The organism is Streptomyces bobili (assembly GCF_002154575.1).
In the GTDB taxonomy this organism is placed as follows: Bacteria; Actinomycetota; Actinomycetes; order Streptomycetales; family Streptomycetaceae; genus Streptomyces; species Streptomyces bobili.
Genome location: NZ_MUBA01000085.1, coordinates 17,078 through 31,533, shown reverse-complemented (window position 1 = coordinate 31,533; position 14,456 = coordinate 17,078). Strand labels below are relative to the sequence as shown.

At 71.5% G+C, this 14,456-nt stretch carries 13 protein-coding genes and 1 pseudogene; 7 read left to right on the top strand and 7 right to left on the bottom strand.

Features of this window, described 5'->3' with window-relative positions; all coding sequences use genetic code 11:
* Window positions 1–146: 146 nt before the first annotated feature.
* Window positions 147–1,136: a Gfo/Idh/MocA family protein gene (locus tag BZL64_RS08155; RefSeq protein WP_244205254.1), complete on the bottom strand. Its 990-nt coding sequence runs from the start codon at window positions 1,134–1,136 to the stop codon at window positions 147–149.
* Window positions 1,137–1,297: 161 nt separating this feature from the next.
* On the opposite strand from BZL64_RS08155, the gene rfbH reads away from it, so the two are divergent.
* Entirely contained in the window at window positions 1,298–2,602 is a 1,305-nt protein-coding gene (gene rfbH / locus BZL64_RS08150; protein WP_086767553.1) for a lipopolysaccharide biosynthesis protein RfbH, read from the top strand.
* Window positions 2,603–2,614: 12 nt separating this feature from the next.
* Here rfbH and BZL64_RS08145 read toward each other — a convergent pair whose 3' ends face one another.
* Window positions 2,615–3,433 (bottom strand): AfsR/SARP family transcriptional regulator, encoded by an 819-nt coding sequence (locus tag BZL64_RS08145; protein WP_086767629.1) that lies wholly within the window; start codon window positions 3,431–3,433, stop codon window positions 2,615–2,617.
* Between the two features lie 270 nt (window positions 3,434–3,703).
* On the opposite strand from BZL64_RS08145, the gene BZL64_RS08140 reads away from it, so the two are divergent.
* The 3 genes from BZL64_RS08140 (at window position 3,704) to BZL64_RS08130 (ending at window position 7,640) form a co-directional block, all read left to right on the top strand.
* Entirely contained in the window at window positions 3,704–3,883 is a 180-nt protein-coding gene (locus BZL64_RS08140) for a hypothetical protein (RefSeq protein WP_086767551.1), read from the top strand.
* On the top strand, window positions 3,880–6,147 hold the full coding sequence (locus BZL64_RS08135) for a TOMM precursor leader peptide-binding protein (RefSeq protein WP_143663044.1): 2,268 nt from the start codon (window positions 3,880–3,882) through the stop codon (window positions 6,145–6,147). The genes BZL64_RS08140 and BZL64_RS08135 overlap by 4 nt, the downstream gene beginning before the upstream one ends.
* A gap of 233 nt (window positions 6,148–6,380) precedes the next feature.
* Window positions 6,381–7,640 carry a sensor histidine kinase gene (locus tag BZL64_RS08130; protein WP_086767547.1) on the top strand — a complete coding sequence of 420 codons (1,260 nt, stop codon included), beginning with the start codon at window positions 6,381–6,383 and terminating at the stop codon, window positions 7,638–7,640.
* 89 nt (window positions 7,641–7,729) lie between these two features.
* Here BZL64_RS08130 and BZL64_RS08125 read toward each other — a convergent pair whose 3' ends face one another.
* From BZL64_RS08125 to BZL64_RS08115, 3 genes are all read right to left on the bottom strand, one after another.
* Window positions 7,730–8,335: a response regulator gene (locus BZL64_RS08125; RefSeq protein WP_086767545.1), complete on the bottom strand. Its 606-nt coding sequence runs from the start codon at window positions 8,333–8,335 to the stop codon at window positions 7,730–7,732.
* 156 nt (window positions 8,336–8,491) lie between these two features.
* Window positions 8,492–9,565, bottom strand: a complete 1,074-nt coding sequence (locus BZL64_RS08120) for an NAD(+)/NADH kinase (RefSeq protein ID WP_086767627.1) — start codon at window positions 9,563–9,565, stop codon at window positions 8,492–8,494.
* A gap of 117 nt (window positions 9,566–9,682) precedes the next feature.
* Window positions 9,683–10,768, bottom strand: coding sequence for a GNAT family N-acetyltransferase (locus BZL64_RS08115; RefSeq protein WP_086767543.1), 1,086 nt, complete (start codon window positions 10,766–10,768; stop codon window positions 9,683–9,685).
* Window positions 10,769–10,945: 177 nt separating this feature from the next.
* On the opposite strand from BZL64_RS08115, the pseudogene BZL64_RS08110 reads away from it, so the two are divergent.
* Window positions 10,946–11,080: pseudogene (locus tag BZL64_RS08110) on the top strand (CGNR zinc finger domain-containing protein); the annotation flags it as partial.
* Window positions 11,081–11,109: 29 nt separating this feature from the next.
* On the opposite strand, the gene BZL64_RS08105 reads toward BZL64_RS08110, so the two are convergent.
* Window positions 11,110–11,289, bottom strand: a complete 180-nt coding sequence (locus BZL64_RS08105) for a hypothetical protein (protein ID WP_086767541.1) — start codon at window positions 11,287–11,289, stop codon at window positions 11,110–11,112.
* Window positions 11,290–11,456: 167 nt separating this feature from the next.
* Window positions 11,457–12,026, bottom strand: coding sequence for a TetR/AcrR family transcriptional regulator (locus BZL64_RS08100; protein ID WP_086767539.1), 570 nt, complete (start codon window positions 12,024–12,026; stop codon window positions 11,457–11,459).
* 281 nt (window positions 12,027–12,307) lie between these two features.
* Between BZL64_RS08100 and BZL64_RS08095 the strand changes: the two genes are divergently transcribed.
* Together BZL64_RS08095 and BZL64_RS08090 are read left to right on the top strand one after the other, a co-directional pair.
* A complete protein-coding gene (locus tag BZL64_RS08095) occupies window positions 12,308–13,759 on the top strand; it encodes a family 43 glycosylhydrolase (protein ID WP_086767537.1) in 1,452 nt (483 codons plus the stop codon).
* A gap of 193 nt (window positions 13,760–13,952) precedes the next feature.
* Complete coding sequence (locus tag BZL64_RS08090) at window positions 13,953–14,393, top strand: SRPBCC family protein (RefSeq protein ID WP_086767535.1); 441 nt, start codon at window positions 13,953–13,955, stop codon at window positions 14,391–14,393.
* Window positions 14,394–14,456 lie beyond the last annotated feature (63 nt).

Genomic DNA, 14,456 nt, shown 5'->3' with positions numbered 1-14,456 from the left:
CGGGGCGCGACCGCCAAGAGCGTGAGGAGAGCCGGCGCCTTTCAGCGCCGGCTCTTCGTCGTTGCGGAGGTCAGGCGCCGATCGTCCGGGCTTCAGGCACTCGCCGAACGTCCGGGCTTCAGGCACTCGCCGAACGTCCGGGCGGCTCAGCCGCTGACGACCCGTGCGGCCTTGCGTACCTGCTCGACCAGCAGCGCCTGACGCAGCAGCGCCTCCCCCAGGGAGGCCCGGACAGTCTCCGAGTGCACCGCCGAGGCGAACGCGTCGAGCGCGTTGCCCACCTGGTGATCGGCGGGCAGCGTGACTTCGGTGAGCCGGTCCTGCTGTTCGATGCGGACCACCGGGCGGTGCTCGCGGGGCGGGGTGAAGGCCCGCGGCACGCTCAGCCTGCCGCGGCTGCCCCACAGCGCGTACACGGACCGGTACGCGTGCTGGAAGCCGAAGTCGAGCTGCGCGGTCACCCCCGTCGCCGTGGACAGCAGCGCGCTTCCCGCGACGTCGACGCCGGTCGCCTCGTCGACGCGCAGACAGGCGCCCAGCACGTCGAGTTCCCCGGCGAGGTGGAGCTGGGCCGCGCGCAGCGGATAGACACCGACGTCCAGCAGGGCGCCGCCGCCGAGCCGCGCGTCGTGCCGGAAGGACGAGGGGTCTGGCGGCGGCACACCGAAGGAGCTGGTGAAGACCCGCAGCTCCCCGATCTCGCCGGCCATGGCCCGGACCGCCTCGTGCTGCGAGTGGTGCAGGAACATGAAGTTCTCGGTGAGCGCGAGACCGAGCCGGCCGGCCATCGCCACCAGCTCGACGCTCTGCGCGTACGTCGTGCTGAGCGGCTTCTCCACCAGCACGTGCTTGCCCGCCGCCAGCGCTTCGGTGACCCATTCGTGGTGCATGCCGGGCGGCAGGGGAACGTAGACGGCGTTGATGTCCTCACGCTCCAGCAGCGCCTTGTAGCCGGTCACCGCCGCGCATCCGAAGCGGGCCGCGAGCCGCTCGGCGCGCGCCCGGTCCCGGCTCGCCAGAGCGACCAGCCGCACCGACGGATGCTCCACGATCGCGGGCAGGATCCGGCGCACCGCGATATCGGCACAGCCCAGAACCCCGATGCGGAGTACGGGCCGTGGAGTGTCCTTCGGCATCTGCCACCTCACCAGTTCGACGCGTCGCCGGACACGCTAGCCACGGCAGGTCGAAGGCCCCTCGAAGCCCACTGGAGCAGGGCCTTCGGCCGGGACTCCACGGCTCCTCGACCGATCCGGGCCAGCATGGTCGGCGAGGCAATCCTTACGGAGGGACGGCTATGACGTCGGACACCAAGGCTCTGGTCCTGGAGCAGGTTCGCGAGTATCACCGGCAGCAGCAGCCAGGGAATTTCCAGCCCGGAGTGACGCCCATCCTCTCCTCGGGCGCCGTCCTGGACGAGGAGGACCGGGTCGCCCTGGTGGAGGCCGCCCTGGATCTGCGGATCGCGGCCGGAGCCCACTCCCGGCGCTTCGAGAGCAGGTTCGCCCGCCACATCGGCGTACGCAAGGCGCACCTGGTGAACTCGGGGTCCTCGGCGAACCTGCTGGCGCTCTCGGCGCTGACCTCTCCCCGGCTCGGTGAGCAGCGGCTGCGTCCGGGCGACGAGGTGATCACGGTGGCCGGCGGGTTCCCCACCACGGTGAACCCGATCCTCCAGAACGGGCTGACGCCCGTGTTCGTGGACCTGGAACTCGGTACGTACAACACGACGGTGGAGCACGTGCGGGCGGCGATCTCGGACCGGACCCGGGCCATCATGATCGCGCACACCCTCGGCAACCCCTACCAGGTGGCGGAGATCCAGCAACTGGCCACCGAGCACGAGCTGTTCCTGATCGAGGACAACTGCGACGCGGTGGGCTCGACCTACCAGGGACGGATGACGGGGACCTTCGGGGACCTGGCCACGGTCAGTTTCTATCCCGCCCACCACATCACCACGGGCGAGGGAGGCTGCGTACTGACGCGCAACCTCGAACTGGCCCGTATCGTCGAGTCGTTCCGCGACTGGGGCCGGGACTGCTGGTGCGAACCGGGCGAGGACAACACCTGCCTCAAGCGGTTCGACTACCAGCTGGGCAATCTCCCCAAGGGCTACGACCACAAGTACATCTTCTCCCACATCGGTTACAACCTGAAGGCGACCGATCTGCAAGGGGCTCTGGCGCTCAGCCAGTTGAAGAAGCTGCCGGAGTTCGGCGCGGCCCGGCGGCGCAACTGGCAGCGACTGCGGGACGGGCTCGCCGACGTTCCCGGTCTGCTGCTGCCGGTCGCGACGCCGGGCAGCGATCCCAGCTGGTTCGGGTTCGTGATCACGGTCCTGCCCGACGCCACCTACACCCGCCGCGACCTGGTCGCCTTCCTGGAGGAACGGCGGATCGGCACACGGCGGCTGTTCGGTGGCAACCTCACCCGCCATCCGGCGTACCTCGACACGCCGCACCGGGTGGCGGGCGATCTCCGCAACTCCGACATCATCACCGAGCAGAGCTTCTGGATCGGGGTGTATCCGGGCATCACGGAGGAGATGACCGACTACATGCGGGAGTCGATCGTCGAGTTCGTCACCAAGAACGGCTGAGCCGAAGGGCGGTCAGCTGATCATCCGGTCGAACACCGGGTCCCCTCCGTATCCGGGCGCGTCCAGCCAGGGCTCCGCCGAGAGCACCGCCTGCTGCAGACGCTGCAGGCGCGGCGAGGGGGAGAGTCCGAGTTCCTCCGCCAGCCGGCGGCGCAGCCTCTGGTAGACGTCCAGCGCCTGCCAGGAGCGGCCCGCCCGGTACAGCGCCGTCATGCACTGGGCGTGCAGGCCCTCGTGCAGTGGGTGGCGCCCGGTGAGTTCGGTGAGTTCGGCCAGCAGCTCCGCGTGGCGTCCCAGCCTCAGGTCCGCCTCCAGGCAGCGCTCCAGCACGCCGAGCCTGCTCTCCTCCAGCCGTGCCACCTCGATGCTCAGGACCGGTCCGATCCGCACATCCACCAGCGCGGAGCCCCGCCACAGCGCGAGCGCCTCACGGAAGTGGGCCGACGCCTCCTCCTGCCGGTCCTCGGCGGTGGCGATCCGTCCGGCGGTGACGAGCCGTTCGTAGCGCGGCACGTCCACGGAGTCCTCGGGCGCCTGCCAGCAGTAGCCGCCGTACTGGGTGACGAGGACGTCCTTGGCCGACACGCCGCCCTCGTCACCGTAGGCCGCGGTCAGCCGGCGGCGCAGCTGGAGGATGTACGTGTGCAGGGTGGCGAGGGCGCTCTGGGGCGGCTCGCTGCCCCAGATCTCCTCCATCAGGGTCCCGACGGGCAGGACGCGATTGGCGTGGATGGCGAGCAGGGCGAGGATCTGCCGGGGTTTCGCCGCGGTGGGCACGATCGACCTGCCCCGCACCTCGGCCGTCAGCGGTCCCAGCAACCATATGTCCACGTTCTTCTCCCCCATCTGGTCGACGGAGCACCGCGAAGAGCTCCATGCCCAGGGAGTCTTGCTGGCCGCTTCGGCAGTCAGCCAGTGCCCTGAACCCGAACAGGCACATGAGGAACGTATGTGCAAGATGTGTAAACCTCATAGGCCGTGTATGCCGGACGCACTGGCAGCCGCCCTGCGGGGCCGTAAGGATGACGGCAGTGCACAGCCCGAACCAGGGCCAGAGCACTACTCACAGCAGCAGCCGGCCGACAGCGACAAGGAGCACACATGTCACGGATCACGCCCCTCCTGCAAGGTGACGCGGCAGCCGCCGAGTTCGCCGACGATCTCGTCATCACGGAGTTCGGCCACGGTCCCGGGGAGCACGTGGACAGCGCGATGTGTATCTGCTGGGCTCCCCTGTCCGGCACCCCGTCGGCCACGGTCGGCGGCCCCACGTCTCGATGAGCCGTACGGCCCCTGGCAACAGGCTCCCCCGGCTGGGGTTCGCACCGCATCTGCGGGTCGAGTCGCGGCCGGGAGAGCCCGTCTTCCTGATGACGGAGGACCGGGTGACCACGCTGGGCGGGGAGCAGATCGCCCTGCTGGCCCCGCTGCTCGACGGCAGCCGCGATCTGCCGGGCATCGTCGCCGACGCTGCACCCGGGCTGCCGGCCGGACTCGCCGAGCGGCTCGTGGCCCGGCTGCTGGACGCGGGCCTGCTGTGCGCCTATCCGCAGGACGGGGCCGATGGCCCCGAACGGGCCTACCGGTCCCTCACCGGCCTTGGGGCGCGCTCCGCCGACGCACCGGACCCGGTCCTGGCCGCGGTCGACCTCACCGGCGACGCGCGATCCCCGCTGCCCGAGGCCGTGTCCGCCGCGGGCCTGCCCGCCGCGGCACCGGGCGAGCAGGCCCCTCTGACCCTGGTGCTCTGTCACGACTACCTCGACCCGCGGCTGAGCGCCCTGGACGCCGAGCACCGCGCGTCGGGACGCGGCTGGCTGCCCGTCCGGGCCAACGGCACCCACCTGTGGATCGGCCCGTTCTTCTCCGCCGGCGACGGCCCCTGCTGGAGCTGCCTGGCGGACCGGCTCCGGCTGCGCCGGCGCGGTGAGGCGTACGTGCAGCACCTGCTGGGGCACAGCGGTCCGGCCGTGCACCGGCGTGCCTACCTGCCCGCGGGGCGTGCCGCGGCCCTGCAACTGGCCCTGCTGGAAGCCGGGAAGTGGCTCTCCGGACACCGCGACGCCGTGCAGGACAGCCTCTGGCGCCTGGACACCCGCACACTGGAGAGCAGTCGCCATCCCGTGCGGCGCCGCCCGCAGTGTTCCCGCTGCGGCGATCCGCTGCTGGTACGCGACCGGGTCTCGGCCCCCGTGACGCTGTCCCCCCGGCCGGTGCGGGACGAGAGCGGCGGTGGTCACCGCGCGTTCGGACCGCAGGAGATGCTGGACCGCTACGGCCACCTCGTGGACCCCGTCACCGGTGTCGTCGGCGAGATCCGCCGGGATCCGCGCGGACCGGAGTTCCTCAACTGCTTCCACGCCGTCGCGCTGCCGTCCTGGGACCCCGCGCTGCCGCCGCCGTCGCTCCAGTCCCCGCTGCGCAGCCCGGGATCCGGCAAGGGCGTCACCGAACTGCACGCCAGGGTCAGCGCGCTGGCCGAGGCGCTGGAGCGGTGCAGCGGCTACTTCCAGGGCGACGAACCGCGCCGGCGCGGCAGTTACCGCGAGCTGGCCGGTCTCGCCGTGCATCCGGACAGCGTCCAGCTCTTCGACCGCAGACAGTTCGAGGACCGGCGGGCGTGGAACCGCGCACACGGTCCCTTCCACCAGGTGACCGAGCCCTTCGACGAGGACGTCCCGATCGACTGGACCCCCGTCTGGTCACTGACCGAGCGGCGGCAGCGGCTCGCGCCGACGAGCCTGCTCTACTACAACGCCCCGGACGCGGACACGGGCTACTGCCGGGCCACGTCCAACGGGGCCGCCGCCGGAACGAGCCTGGAGGACGCCGTCGTGCACGGCTGCCTGGAACTCGTGGAGCGGGACGCGATCGCGCTGTGGTGGTACAACCGCACCCGCCGGCCCGGCGTGCCCCTGGACGCGCGGGATCCGTGGATCACGCGGCTCCGGGCCGTCCTGCGCGATCTGGGCAGGACGGTGTGGGCCCTCGACCTCACGTCCGATCTCGGCATTCCCGTGGTCGCCGCCGTGTCGGTGCGCACGGGCGGCACCGCCGAGGACATCGTGCTGGGCTTCGGCGCGCATTTCGACCCGCGTATCGCCCTGCGCCGGGCGCTCACCGAACTCGGCCAGATGCTCCCGCCGTTGACGCGGGAGACGGCCGGCGACGCCACCGCGTACACCGGCACGGACCCCGAGGCCCTGCACTGGTTCCAGCACGCCACCACGGCCAACCAGCCGTACCTCCTGCCCGCGGCACGCCGGTCCGCCCGGTCCCCCGCCTCGCTGCGGCCTCCCCGCGACGCCGCGGCACAGGCCGGGGCCCTGGTCGCCCTGTTGCGCCGGCACGGCCTCGAGGTGCTGGTCCTCGACCAGACGCGCCCCGATGTGGAACTGCCCGTCGCCAAGGTGCTGGTACCCGGTCTGCGCCCGCACTGGGCGGGGTTCGGCCCCGGCAGGCTGTTCGACGTACCCGTCGCCCTCGGCCGGCTCACCCGGCCGACGGACTTCGCGGACCTCAATCCGCTGCCGCTCCACCTCTGACGGAATCCAGCATTCCTCTTTTTCCGCGCCCGGAAGACAACCCTTCGAAGCCAAAAGCCTTCTCTTCTGGAAAGCGGCCGGAAAAGGGCCGCCGCGCCCGCAACGCCGCGGGCGGAACGCCCAGTTCGATTAAAATCGATGACCAGTTCCCATCCTCCCGGCCTGCCGTGAGAGGGTGGGTGAGGCACAACCCTGACTCACTCATTCGTTCGGTTCGTCCGGGGGAGGAAGAGATGCAAGGTTCTGCCCTGCACAGGGGTGCGCGCGTCGAGCGGGAGGACGTGAGAAGCAGGGACCTGGCTCTCGGCACCTCCAGCGCCATCACCCTCGCGGTACTCGTGGCCTTCTTCGGGGTGGCCCTCAGCTATCTGCTGGACGACCGGCTCTCACCCGCGAGACTCGCGGCCGGCATCCTGACCCTCATTCTCGTATACGGCGTCCAACTCGCGCATTCCTTCCCGCATCTGTGGCCCTGGCTGGCCCGACGGCGGTCCTGGACTTTCGGAGTTCAGATCCTTCTCACCTATCTTCCCTTTCTCACTTTCGCCGAGGCCTGGCTCGCCACACCCGGCTTTCTCGCCGGCTCCGCCCTGCTCGTCCTGCCGTCCCGCTGGGCGTGGCCGACGTTCGCCGTGACCGTGGCCTCGTCCAGCCTGCTGGTGCTCGGAAGCGGAATGGGCCGCGGATCGCTGTGGTACGGGACGGTCGCGACCACGCTGACCGGTCTCGTGGTGTTCGGACTGTCGGAGCTGACCCGGCTCGTCCAGGAGGCCCACCGCACCCGGAGCGAGCTGACCCGGATGGCCCTGGAGGCCGAGCGCCTGCGCTTCTCCCGCGACCTGCACGACCTGCTGGGCATGAGCCTGACCACGATCGCCTTCAAATGCGAACTGGCACGGCGGCTGCCGCCCTCCAAGCACGCCCGCCTGCATCAGGAACTGACCGAGATCCTCGACATCACCCAGCAGGCGTTCGCCGACGTGCGGGCCGTCTCCCAGACCTACCGCGCCATGTCACTGACCACGGAGGTCGACACCGTCTTCCGCACCCTCAGGGCCATGGGCATACAGACCGTCTTCCGGGGCGGCGCCGGACCTCTGCCGCCCGAGATCGAGACCGCGCTGGCCACGGTGCTGCGCGAGGGGGCCACCAACATGCTGCGGCACAGCAGGGTCGGCACCTGCATCCTCCACCTCGGTCTGGAACAGAGCACCGTCAGGATGACCCTGACCAACGACGGGCTGATGAGCCGTGCGGCCCCCCGGCCCGCCGACGCCCGGCCCGGAAGCGGGCTCACCAACCTCCGCGAACGCGTCGAGGCGGTGGAAGGCCGCCTCAACACGGAGATCACCGAGGACAAGTGGTTCTCCCTGACGGTGGTCGTCCCTCTCCCGGCGACGAACCAGACGTCCAGGCGCCGGCTCCTGTGGCCTTCCATGGACACGGCGCACCCCTCCGACCGGGGGATGCACGATTCGGCGACCGTGGCCTGAGCCGGCCTCGGCCCGAGCGCCATCGGCCCGTGCGGCCTTGACCTCGGCGGCCGGGGACCGGCCCGGCGGGGCGCCTCGTCGGCGGCCCGTCAGATCCAGCCGGTCTCCCGCGCGATGCGTACCGCGTCCATACGATTGCGGGCGCCGAGCTTGACCACGGCACTGCTCAGGTAGTTCCGTACCGTTCCCGGTGAGAGGAACAGGCGGCGGGCGATGGCCGTGGTGCCCTCACCCGCGGCGGCGAGGCGCAGCACTTCCAGTTCGCGCGGAGCCAGCGGCTGCGTGACGTCCTCGAGCGCCGCGACGGCCAGTTGGGGGTCGACGGCCCGCTTCCCCGCCGCCACCGCCCTGATGGCGCCGATGAGCTGGGCCGGGTCGGCGTCCTTGCGCAGGAATCCCATGGCGCGGGTGGCCAGCGCCCGGCGCAGGGTGCTCGGGTTGCCGTACCCGGTGAGCATGAGGATCCGGCAGTCCGGTACCTCGGCAGCGAGCGCCGCCGCCGCGGCGATACCGTCCATACCGGGAAGGCCGATGTCGAGTACGGCCACATCCGGTTTCAGGGCACGAGCCTTCGCGACGATCTCGTCGCCACGGTCGATCTCGGCCACCACGTCGAAGTCCGCTTCCAGCGCCAGGAGTTCGGCGAGCGCTCGGCGCAGCATCGCCATGTCCTCGGCGATCAGAATCTTTATCATGGACCCCTCACATCGACCGTCTCCGAGACGCCCGCACCCCATCCTCGCATCCGTAAGTCCGAAACCGCAGCTCCAAACCGCCCAAACCCCTGATAAACCAGGGGAGTTACCGTTTAACGCCGCTTACCGAGGCGGGTCCCCCGCGAGGCCCGGCCGCTACGGATCCCGGGCCGGCTCGTCCGGGGCCTCGGGCAGCACCAGGTGGGCCATGTCGCCCGGCGGGGGTGTGGTCACCGACCACAGCGGGGCGGCGGTTCCGTCGGCGACCGCGGCCGGGGCGTCGGTGAGGTTCATCCGCTCGCGCAGCCGGCCGTAGAAGTCCGTCGGTCCGAGCCGGACCGCCCGCAGCCGGCGCGGTGAGGCGTAGACGCCGATCCAGTCGCCCGGGTCGAGGACGCCGCGCAGCTGTCCGTCGATACTGACTGCGGCCCGGCCCGACCGTTCGAGGACGCGCAGTCCGATGGGCTCGTCCGGGGCCGTCACCACCGAGCGGTCGAACGCCATGTGCGGGGCGACCGGCGTGAAGACCAGGGCCTCGGCGCGCGGCGAGACGACAGGACCGCCGGCGGCGAAACTGTAGGCGGTCGAGCCCGTCGGCGTCGCCACCAGCAGGGCGTCGGCGGAGTAGGAGGCGAGCAGCCGTCCGGCGACGTAGACGCCGACCGACACCTGACGGTCACGCGCCAGCTTCTCCAGCACGATGTCGTTGAGCGCGAAGACGTGCAGGGGGAGGCCCCACTCGTCGTCGGCCTCGCAGTCCTCGCGCACCCGGGGCGGCGGCAGCAGCGGCCCGCGCCCGTACTTGATCAGCGCCTCCATCTCCTCGGGCACCTCCAGCCGACGCGAGGCGCGCAGCGTCAGCAGCAACCGGCTCTCCACGGTGAGCCGTTCCTCCCGTACGGCGTCCAGGGCCGTGCGCACCGCGGCGACGGGCACCTCCGTCAGGAAGCCGACGCGGCCCAGGTCGACGCCGAGGACGAGGGCGTCGTTCTCGGCGGCCAGCCGGGCGCCGCGCAGGAACGTGCCGTCGCCGCCGAGGGTGACGACGAGGTCGGGATTCCCGGCGGCCTCGACCTCCTCCTGCGCGCTGTGCCGCCCGCCGTCCTGCCACACGTCGATGTCCGTGCACGACACGGAGTGCTCGGCGCACCACGCTCGGACGACGCGGGCGGCCTCTCCGGCCTCCGGGCGCCCCCCGTGCACCACGAGTCCCAGCCGACCCACCGGCATGTCCGCCTCCACCTTCACGTCCCGGACGGCCAGCAAAACACCGCCGGCGCCGGCCCGCCACGCGTGGGCGGGCGCCGGGACGGGGTGGCGCCGGGCAGCGGGGGCCCGGCCCGGCGGTCAGCGCCCGCGTGCCGTGCCCACCGCGTGCAGTGTGCGCAGTGCCGCCTGCCTCAGGGCGGGATGGTCGCGGACCAGGCGGTGCGCGGCGCGTACGGGTTCACGGCGGAGCCAGTGCAGGGCGGCTCCCGGACCGGTCGTGCGCAGCGCGCCCTCGTGGACGAGGAGGTCGCCGGTCTTGAAGGAGTCCTTGTACGCCGCCTCGCCCCGGCCGAAGTCGAAGAGGCGGACGCCGGACGCGGCGGCGGCCTCGATCATGCGCAGGTAGAGGACGCGGCCGGGCGAGTAGGTGGCGAGGGTGCGGTCGTAGGAGGGGAACCAGCAGGAGAAGACGGTGCGGGAGCGCAGGCCGAAGTGGGCGGCGACGGGCCGGTCGGCGGCGTAGAGCACCGACAGGACACCGGAGCAGTGCGGTGCCGCCGTGCCTGCCAGGAGGTCGACGAGCCGGGTGATCCAGGGCTGGGCGAAGGGGTCACGGCGGCCGGTGCGCCGGTAGTGGGCGGACTTCCAGGCGATGAGGACGCGCAGGGCGGCGGGGTCGCGTTCGTCGTGGACGAAGCGCAGCGGGCCGAGGTGGCGGGCCATCCGGCGTTCCTGCGCCCTGGCCGTCTTGAGGAAGCCGCGCGCGTGCTCGCGCAGATGCCGCTCGTACCGGTCGAAGCCGTGGGTGAGGTCGACGACGGGTGAGGCGAACTGCCCGGTGGCGTACGGCAGGAACAGTTCCTGACCGCTTTCGAGATGGTTGAACTCCCAGGCGTTGAGGGAGCAGGCGCGCATCAGGTACTGCGCCTCCAGGTGGACGTCGGGCTGGAGTACGGCGCCCTGGCAGTCGGAGACACCGAGCCCGACCGCCCGGCCGTAGCCCCAGCGTCCGCGCTGGTGGGGGAAGTAGCCGACGGGCCGGCCGCCCCGCCGCAGGACGGCCACCCGGGTGTCGGGCCGGACCCGGCCGACGGCCTGGGTGAACTCGGCGCTCATGAAGGGGTTCGCGACGGTCGCGGTCGTGCTGCGCAGGTCGTTCCACCTCGCGAGGTCCGCGGGTGCCAGGTCGCCGGGGTGGGCGAGCTCGATGCGCGGTGTGGTCATGCGGACTCCTGGTGTCGCGGGGAGCGGGCGGCGGCGGCACAGCCGACGGAAACCGTTGCCTGCCCGTCCCTTTCGGCCCGTCCATGATCCGCGACAGGCGTGAGCGCCGTTTCCGGAACGGGAAAATTGCCGCATATGAACGTTCAGCCGAAGGCTCGCGAGTTCGGGTGAACGGTGGAGTGCGGCGATCCCGAGTGCACCCGCGTCCACCTCGACCGGTCCCGTGGGGCCCGCCGTCAGTGGTGCGGCATGGAGTCGTGCGGAAACCGGGTGAAGGCGGCTGCCCACCGCGCCCGCAAGAGGGGGACGCCGCAGTCACCGCCGGGTGAGGGCTCCTGGGCTCAGAAGGCGCCCATGCGGACGAGCCACTCGTCGTCGTTGAAGTTGTTGCGCGCCGGGTCGACGGAGCTCGCCGGCTTCTCCTCGACCATCTCCGCCGGGGTGATCCGCTCCGGCAGCGCGCCGAACCGGGCGCGACGGGCCTCCGCGGCGGTGTCCGGGGCTCTGTCTTCGTGCGCCATCTCATCCTCCGGGGTTCGGACGTGCGCTGCGGACCTGTCGGCCACCAGGGCCCCGCGAACACCGAGGATACCGGGCACGGTCACGCGCGTCACCGGTCACAACGGTGACGCCCCGGCCGACGGCGACGCACCGACCGCTGACGCACCACGCGCCGGCGCCTACCGGCTCACCGCACACCCGCGGCGTCCAGCAGCGAGGTCACCGTCGGCAGGATCAGCTCGGCGAGGTCGTCGGCCCCGATGCCGGCGCGGGCGCTCGCTCCGTCGAAGACGAGGATCAACTGACGGGCCAGCAGGGCGGGATCCGTCGCGCCGCCCCTTTCGGCCTCGGCCCGGAAGAACTCCGTCAGCCCGCCCTTGACCCGCCGGGCGACCCTGCTGGCGGGGTGTTCGGCGTCCTTGAGTTCGACCTGGACGGCGAGGAAGGGACACCCGTGGTAGCCGGGCAGGCCCGCCTGTTCCCGCACCCGTTCGAAGACGTGGAGGATGTGCTCGCGCGCGGTCCGCCCGTCCCCGGCGGCGGGAAGCAGCAGGTCGGTGTAGGCCGCGGCACGCCGGTCCAGGCTCGCGGCCAGCAACTCGTCCTTGCTCTCGAAGAGCTGGTACATCGAGCGCTTGGACACCCCGGCCGCCTTGCAGAGTGCCTCGACGCCGATCCCGACGCCTTCGCTGTAGGCGAGGGCAGCGGCGGCCTCCAGCAGCCGGTCCCGGGAGGTGGGCTTCGTGTCGGTGCTCATGGGGAGAGGCTAACCCGGTCGCCACCGGCGCCGGCTCCGCCGGTTCACCCGGCTTCGGCAACCGCTTGCCGAAACCATTGACGGGGCCAGGTCCGCGTCCTATCTTCTGGCCGAAGTTACGAACTGTGTTCGAAATTACGGACAAGGGACGGTCCTGTATGCCTCGGATGCTTCGTCGGCGTGCCCACGCGCCGACCGCGCGCCGCACCTCCCCACCGGCCGGCCCTCTCACGCCTCTCCCCGCGAACAGCGTCGTCCCCCTGCGATCCCGGAGCACCCCCTTGAGACGCAATGCCCTACGTCTGATCACGGCCGTGCTGGTGGCCGTGGCGGCCACCTGCTTCGCCGGTCCCGCCGGCACCGCACAGGCCGCCGTGCCCGACTCCCCCGCCGTGACCTACACCAACCCGATCGCGGAGAAGCGCGCCGACCCGCACATCTTCAAGCACACGGACGGTTACTACTACTTCACCGCCACGGTCCCCGAGTACGACCGCATCGTGCTGCGGCGGGCGACGACCATCCAGGGCCTGTCGACGGCCCCCGAGACCACGATCTGGACCAAGCACGCCAGCGGGGCCATGGGCGCCCACATCTGGGCACCGGAGATCCACTTCATCGACGGCAAGTGGTACGTCTACTTCGCGGCCGGCGCCGCCAATGACATCTGGGCGATCCGGATGTACGTCCTGGAGGGCACCGGCAGCAACCCGCTCACCGCCTCCTGGGCCGAGAAGGGGCAGATCAAGACCACCTGGGAGAGCTTCTCCCTGGATGCCACCACGTTCGTCGTGAACGGCGTGCGCTACCTCTCCTGGGCGCAGCGCAACCCGGCCGAGGAGAACAACACCAGCCTGTTCATCGCGAAGATGGCCAACCCCTGGACGATCACCGGCACTCCGGCGGAGATCTCGCAGCCCACCCTGTCCTGGGAGACCATCGGCTTCAAGGTCAACGAGGGCCCGGCCGTCATCCAGCGCGGCGGCAAGGTCTTCATGAGCTACTCGGCCAGCGCGACCGACGCCAACTACTGCCTCGGCCTGCTGACCGCCTCGGCGACCGCCGACCTCACCAACCCGGCGTCCTGGTCGAAGAGTTCGCAGCCGGTGTTCAAGACCAGCGCCGCGACCTCGCAGTACGGACCCGGCCACAACTCGTTCACCGTCTCCGAGGACGGCAAGTCCGACGTCCTCGTCTACCACGACCGCAGCTACAAGGACATCACCGGCGACCCGCTGAACGACCCCAACCGCCGTACCCGCGTGCAGAAGCTGTACTGGAAGGCCGACGGCACCCCCGACTTCGGCATCCCGGTCGCCGACGGGGTCACCCCGCAGCGCTTCTCCTCGTACAACCTCGCGGACCGCTTCATCCGGCACTGGGAGTACCGCGCCCGCGTCGAGGCGAACGTGAGCCCGCTCGCGGACTCGCAGTTCCGGGTCGTGCCCGGCCTCGCCGGCAGCGGCACGGTGTCGCTGGAGTCGGCCAACTTCCCCGGCTACTACCTGCGGCACAAGAACTTCGAGGCGTGGGTGGAGAAGAACGACGGCAGCGCGCAGTTCGCGGCCGACGCCACGTTCAGCCGGCGGGCGGGCCTGTCCGACGCGGCGGGGGTGTCGTACGAGTCGTACAACTACGCGGGGCGCTACCTCCGGCACTACGAACACCTCCTGTACGTACAGGTTCCGAGCACGGCGACGGACCGCGCCGACGCGACGTACTACGCCCAGTGAGGCATCCCCTCTGACCCCACGGGATCCACCGTGTGCGCCCGGACGGCACCTTTCGTTCCGGGCGCACACCTTTTCGCGCGCGACGCCCGCCCTGCGTCCGCGACACGTCGGCGCGGCGCTCCCGGACTGCGCCAACGGTGTGAGCCGCCGGGGAACCCGCCGCCCGGCGCACCGGACTGCCTACGATCACCACGTGGTCACCTTCGAGTTCGCGCGCACGGCACCGCTCCCCCTCGACGAGGCGTGGCGCCGGCTCACCGAGTGGACCCGCCACGCGGACGTGGTCCCGCTGACCCGCGTCACCGTGGTCACTCGAGGGCCGAACCGGGAGGGCACCGTGTTCGTGGCCCGGACCGGGATCGGGCCGTTCGCCTTCGACGACCGCATGGAGGTCACCGTCTGGTGCCCGCCGGAGGACGGCGGACCGGGCCTGTGCCGACTGGAGAAGCGGGGCCGCGCGGTCCGGGGCTGGGCGGAGATCGAGGTCCGTCCCGGCCCCGGCGGACGGACCCGGGTCATCTGGCGCGAGGAACTCCGCCCACGTCTTCTGCCGTCCCTCCTCGATCCGCTCCTGCGCCCCCTCGCACGGGCGGTGTTCGGCCGGGCGGCCAACCGGCTGCTGCGCCGTCCCTGACGCGGGGTCCCGGCGTCGCCACGCCTCCCCCGGCCCGTACGACCCCTGCGCCCCGCTGAGGAG

Bases quoted from the DNA above. Each gene is read 5' to 3' on its own strand.
- BZL64_RS08155 (WP_244205254.1), bottom strand. From the start codon at position 1,136: ATGCCGAAGGACACTCCACGGCCCGTACTCCGCATCGGGGTTCTGGGC.
- rfbH (WP_086767553.1), top strand. From the start codon at position 1,298: ATGACGTCGGACACCAAGGCTCTGGTCCTGGAGCAGGTTCGCGAGTAT.
- BZL64_RS08140 (WP_086767551.1), top strand. From the start codon at position 3,704: ATGTCACGGATCACGCCCCTCCTGCAAGGTGACGCGGCAGCCGCCGAG.
- BZL64_RS08135 (WP_143663044.1), top strand. From the start codon at position 3,880: ATGAGCCGTACGGCCCCTGGCAACAGGCTCCCCCGGCTGGGGTTCGCA.
- BZL64_RS08130 (WP_086767547.1), top strand. From the start codon at position 6,381: ATGCAAGGTTCTGCCCTGCACAGGGGTGCGCGCGTCGAGCGGGAGGAC.
- BZL64_RS08125 (WP_086767545.1), bottom strand. From the start codon at position 8,335: ATGATAAAGATTCTGATCGCCGAGGACATGGCGATGCTGCGCCGAGCG.
- BZL64_RS08120 (WP_086767627.1), bottom strand. From the start codon at position 9,565: ATGCCGGTGGGTCGGCTGGGACTCGTGGTGCACGGGGGGCGCCCGGAG.
- BZL64_RS08115 (WP_086767543.1), bottom strand. From the start codon at position 10,768: ATGACCACACCGCGCATCGAGCTCGCCCACCCCGGCGACCTGGCACCC.
- BZL64_RS08105 (WP_086767541.1), bottom strand. From the start codon at position 11,289: ATGGCGCACGAAGACAGAGCCCCGGACACCGCCGCGGAGGCCCGTCGC.
- BZL64_RS08100 (WP_086767539.1), bottom strand. From the start codon at position 12,026: ATGAGCACCGACACGAAGCCCACCTCCCGGGACCGGCTGCTGGAGGCC.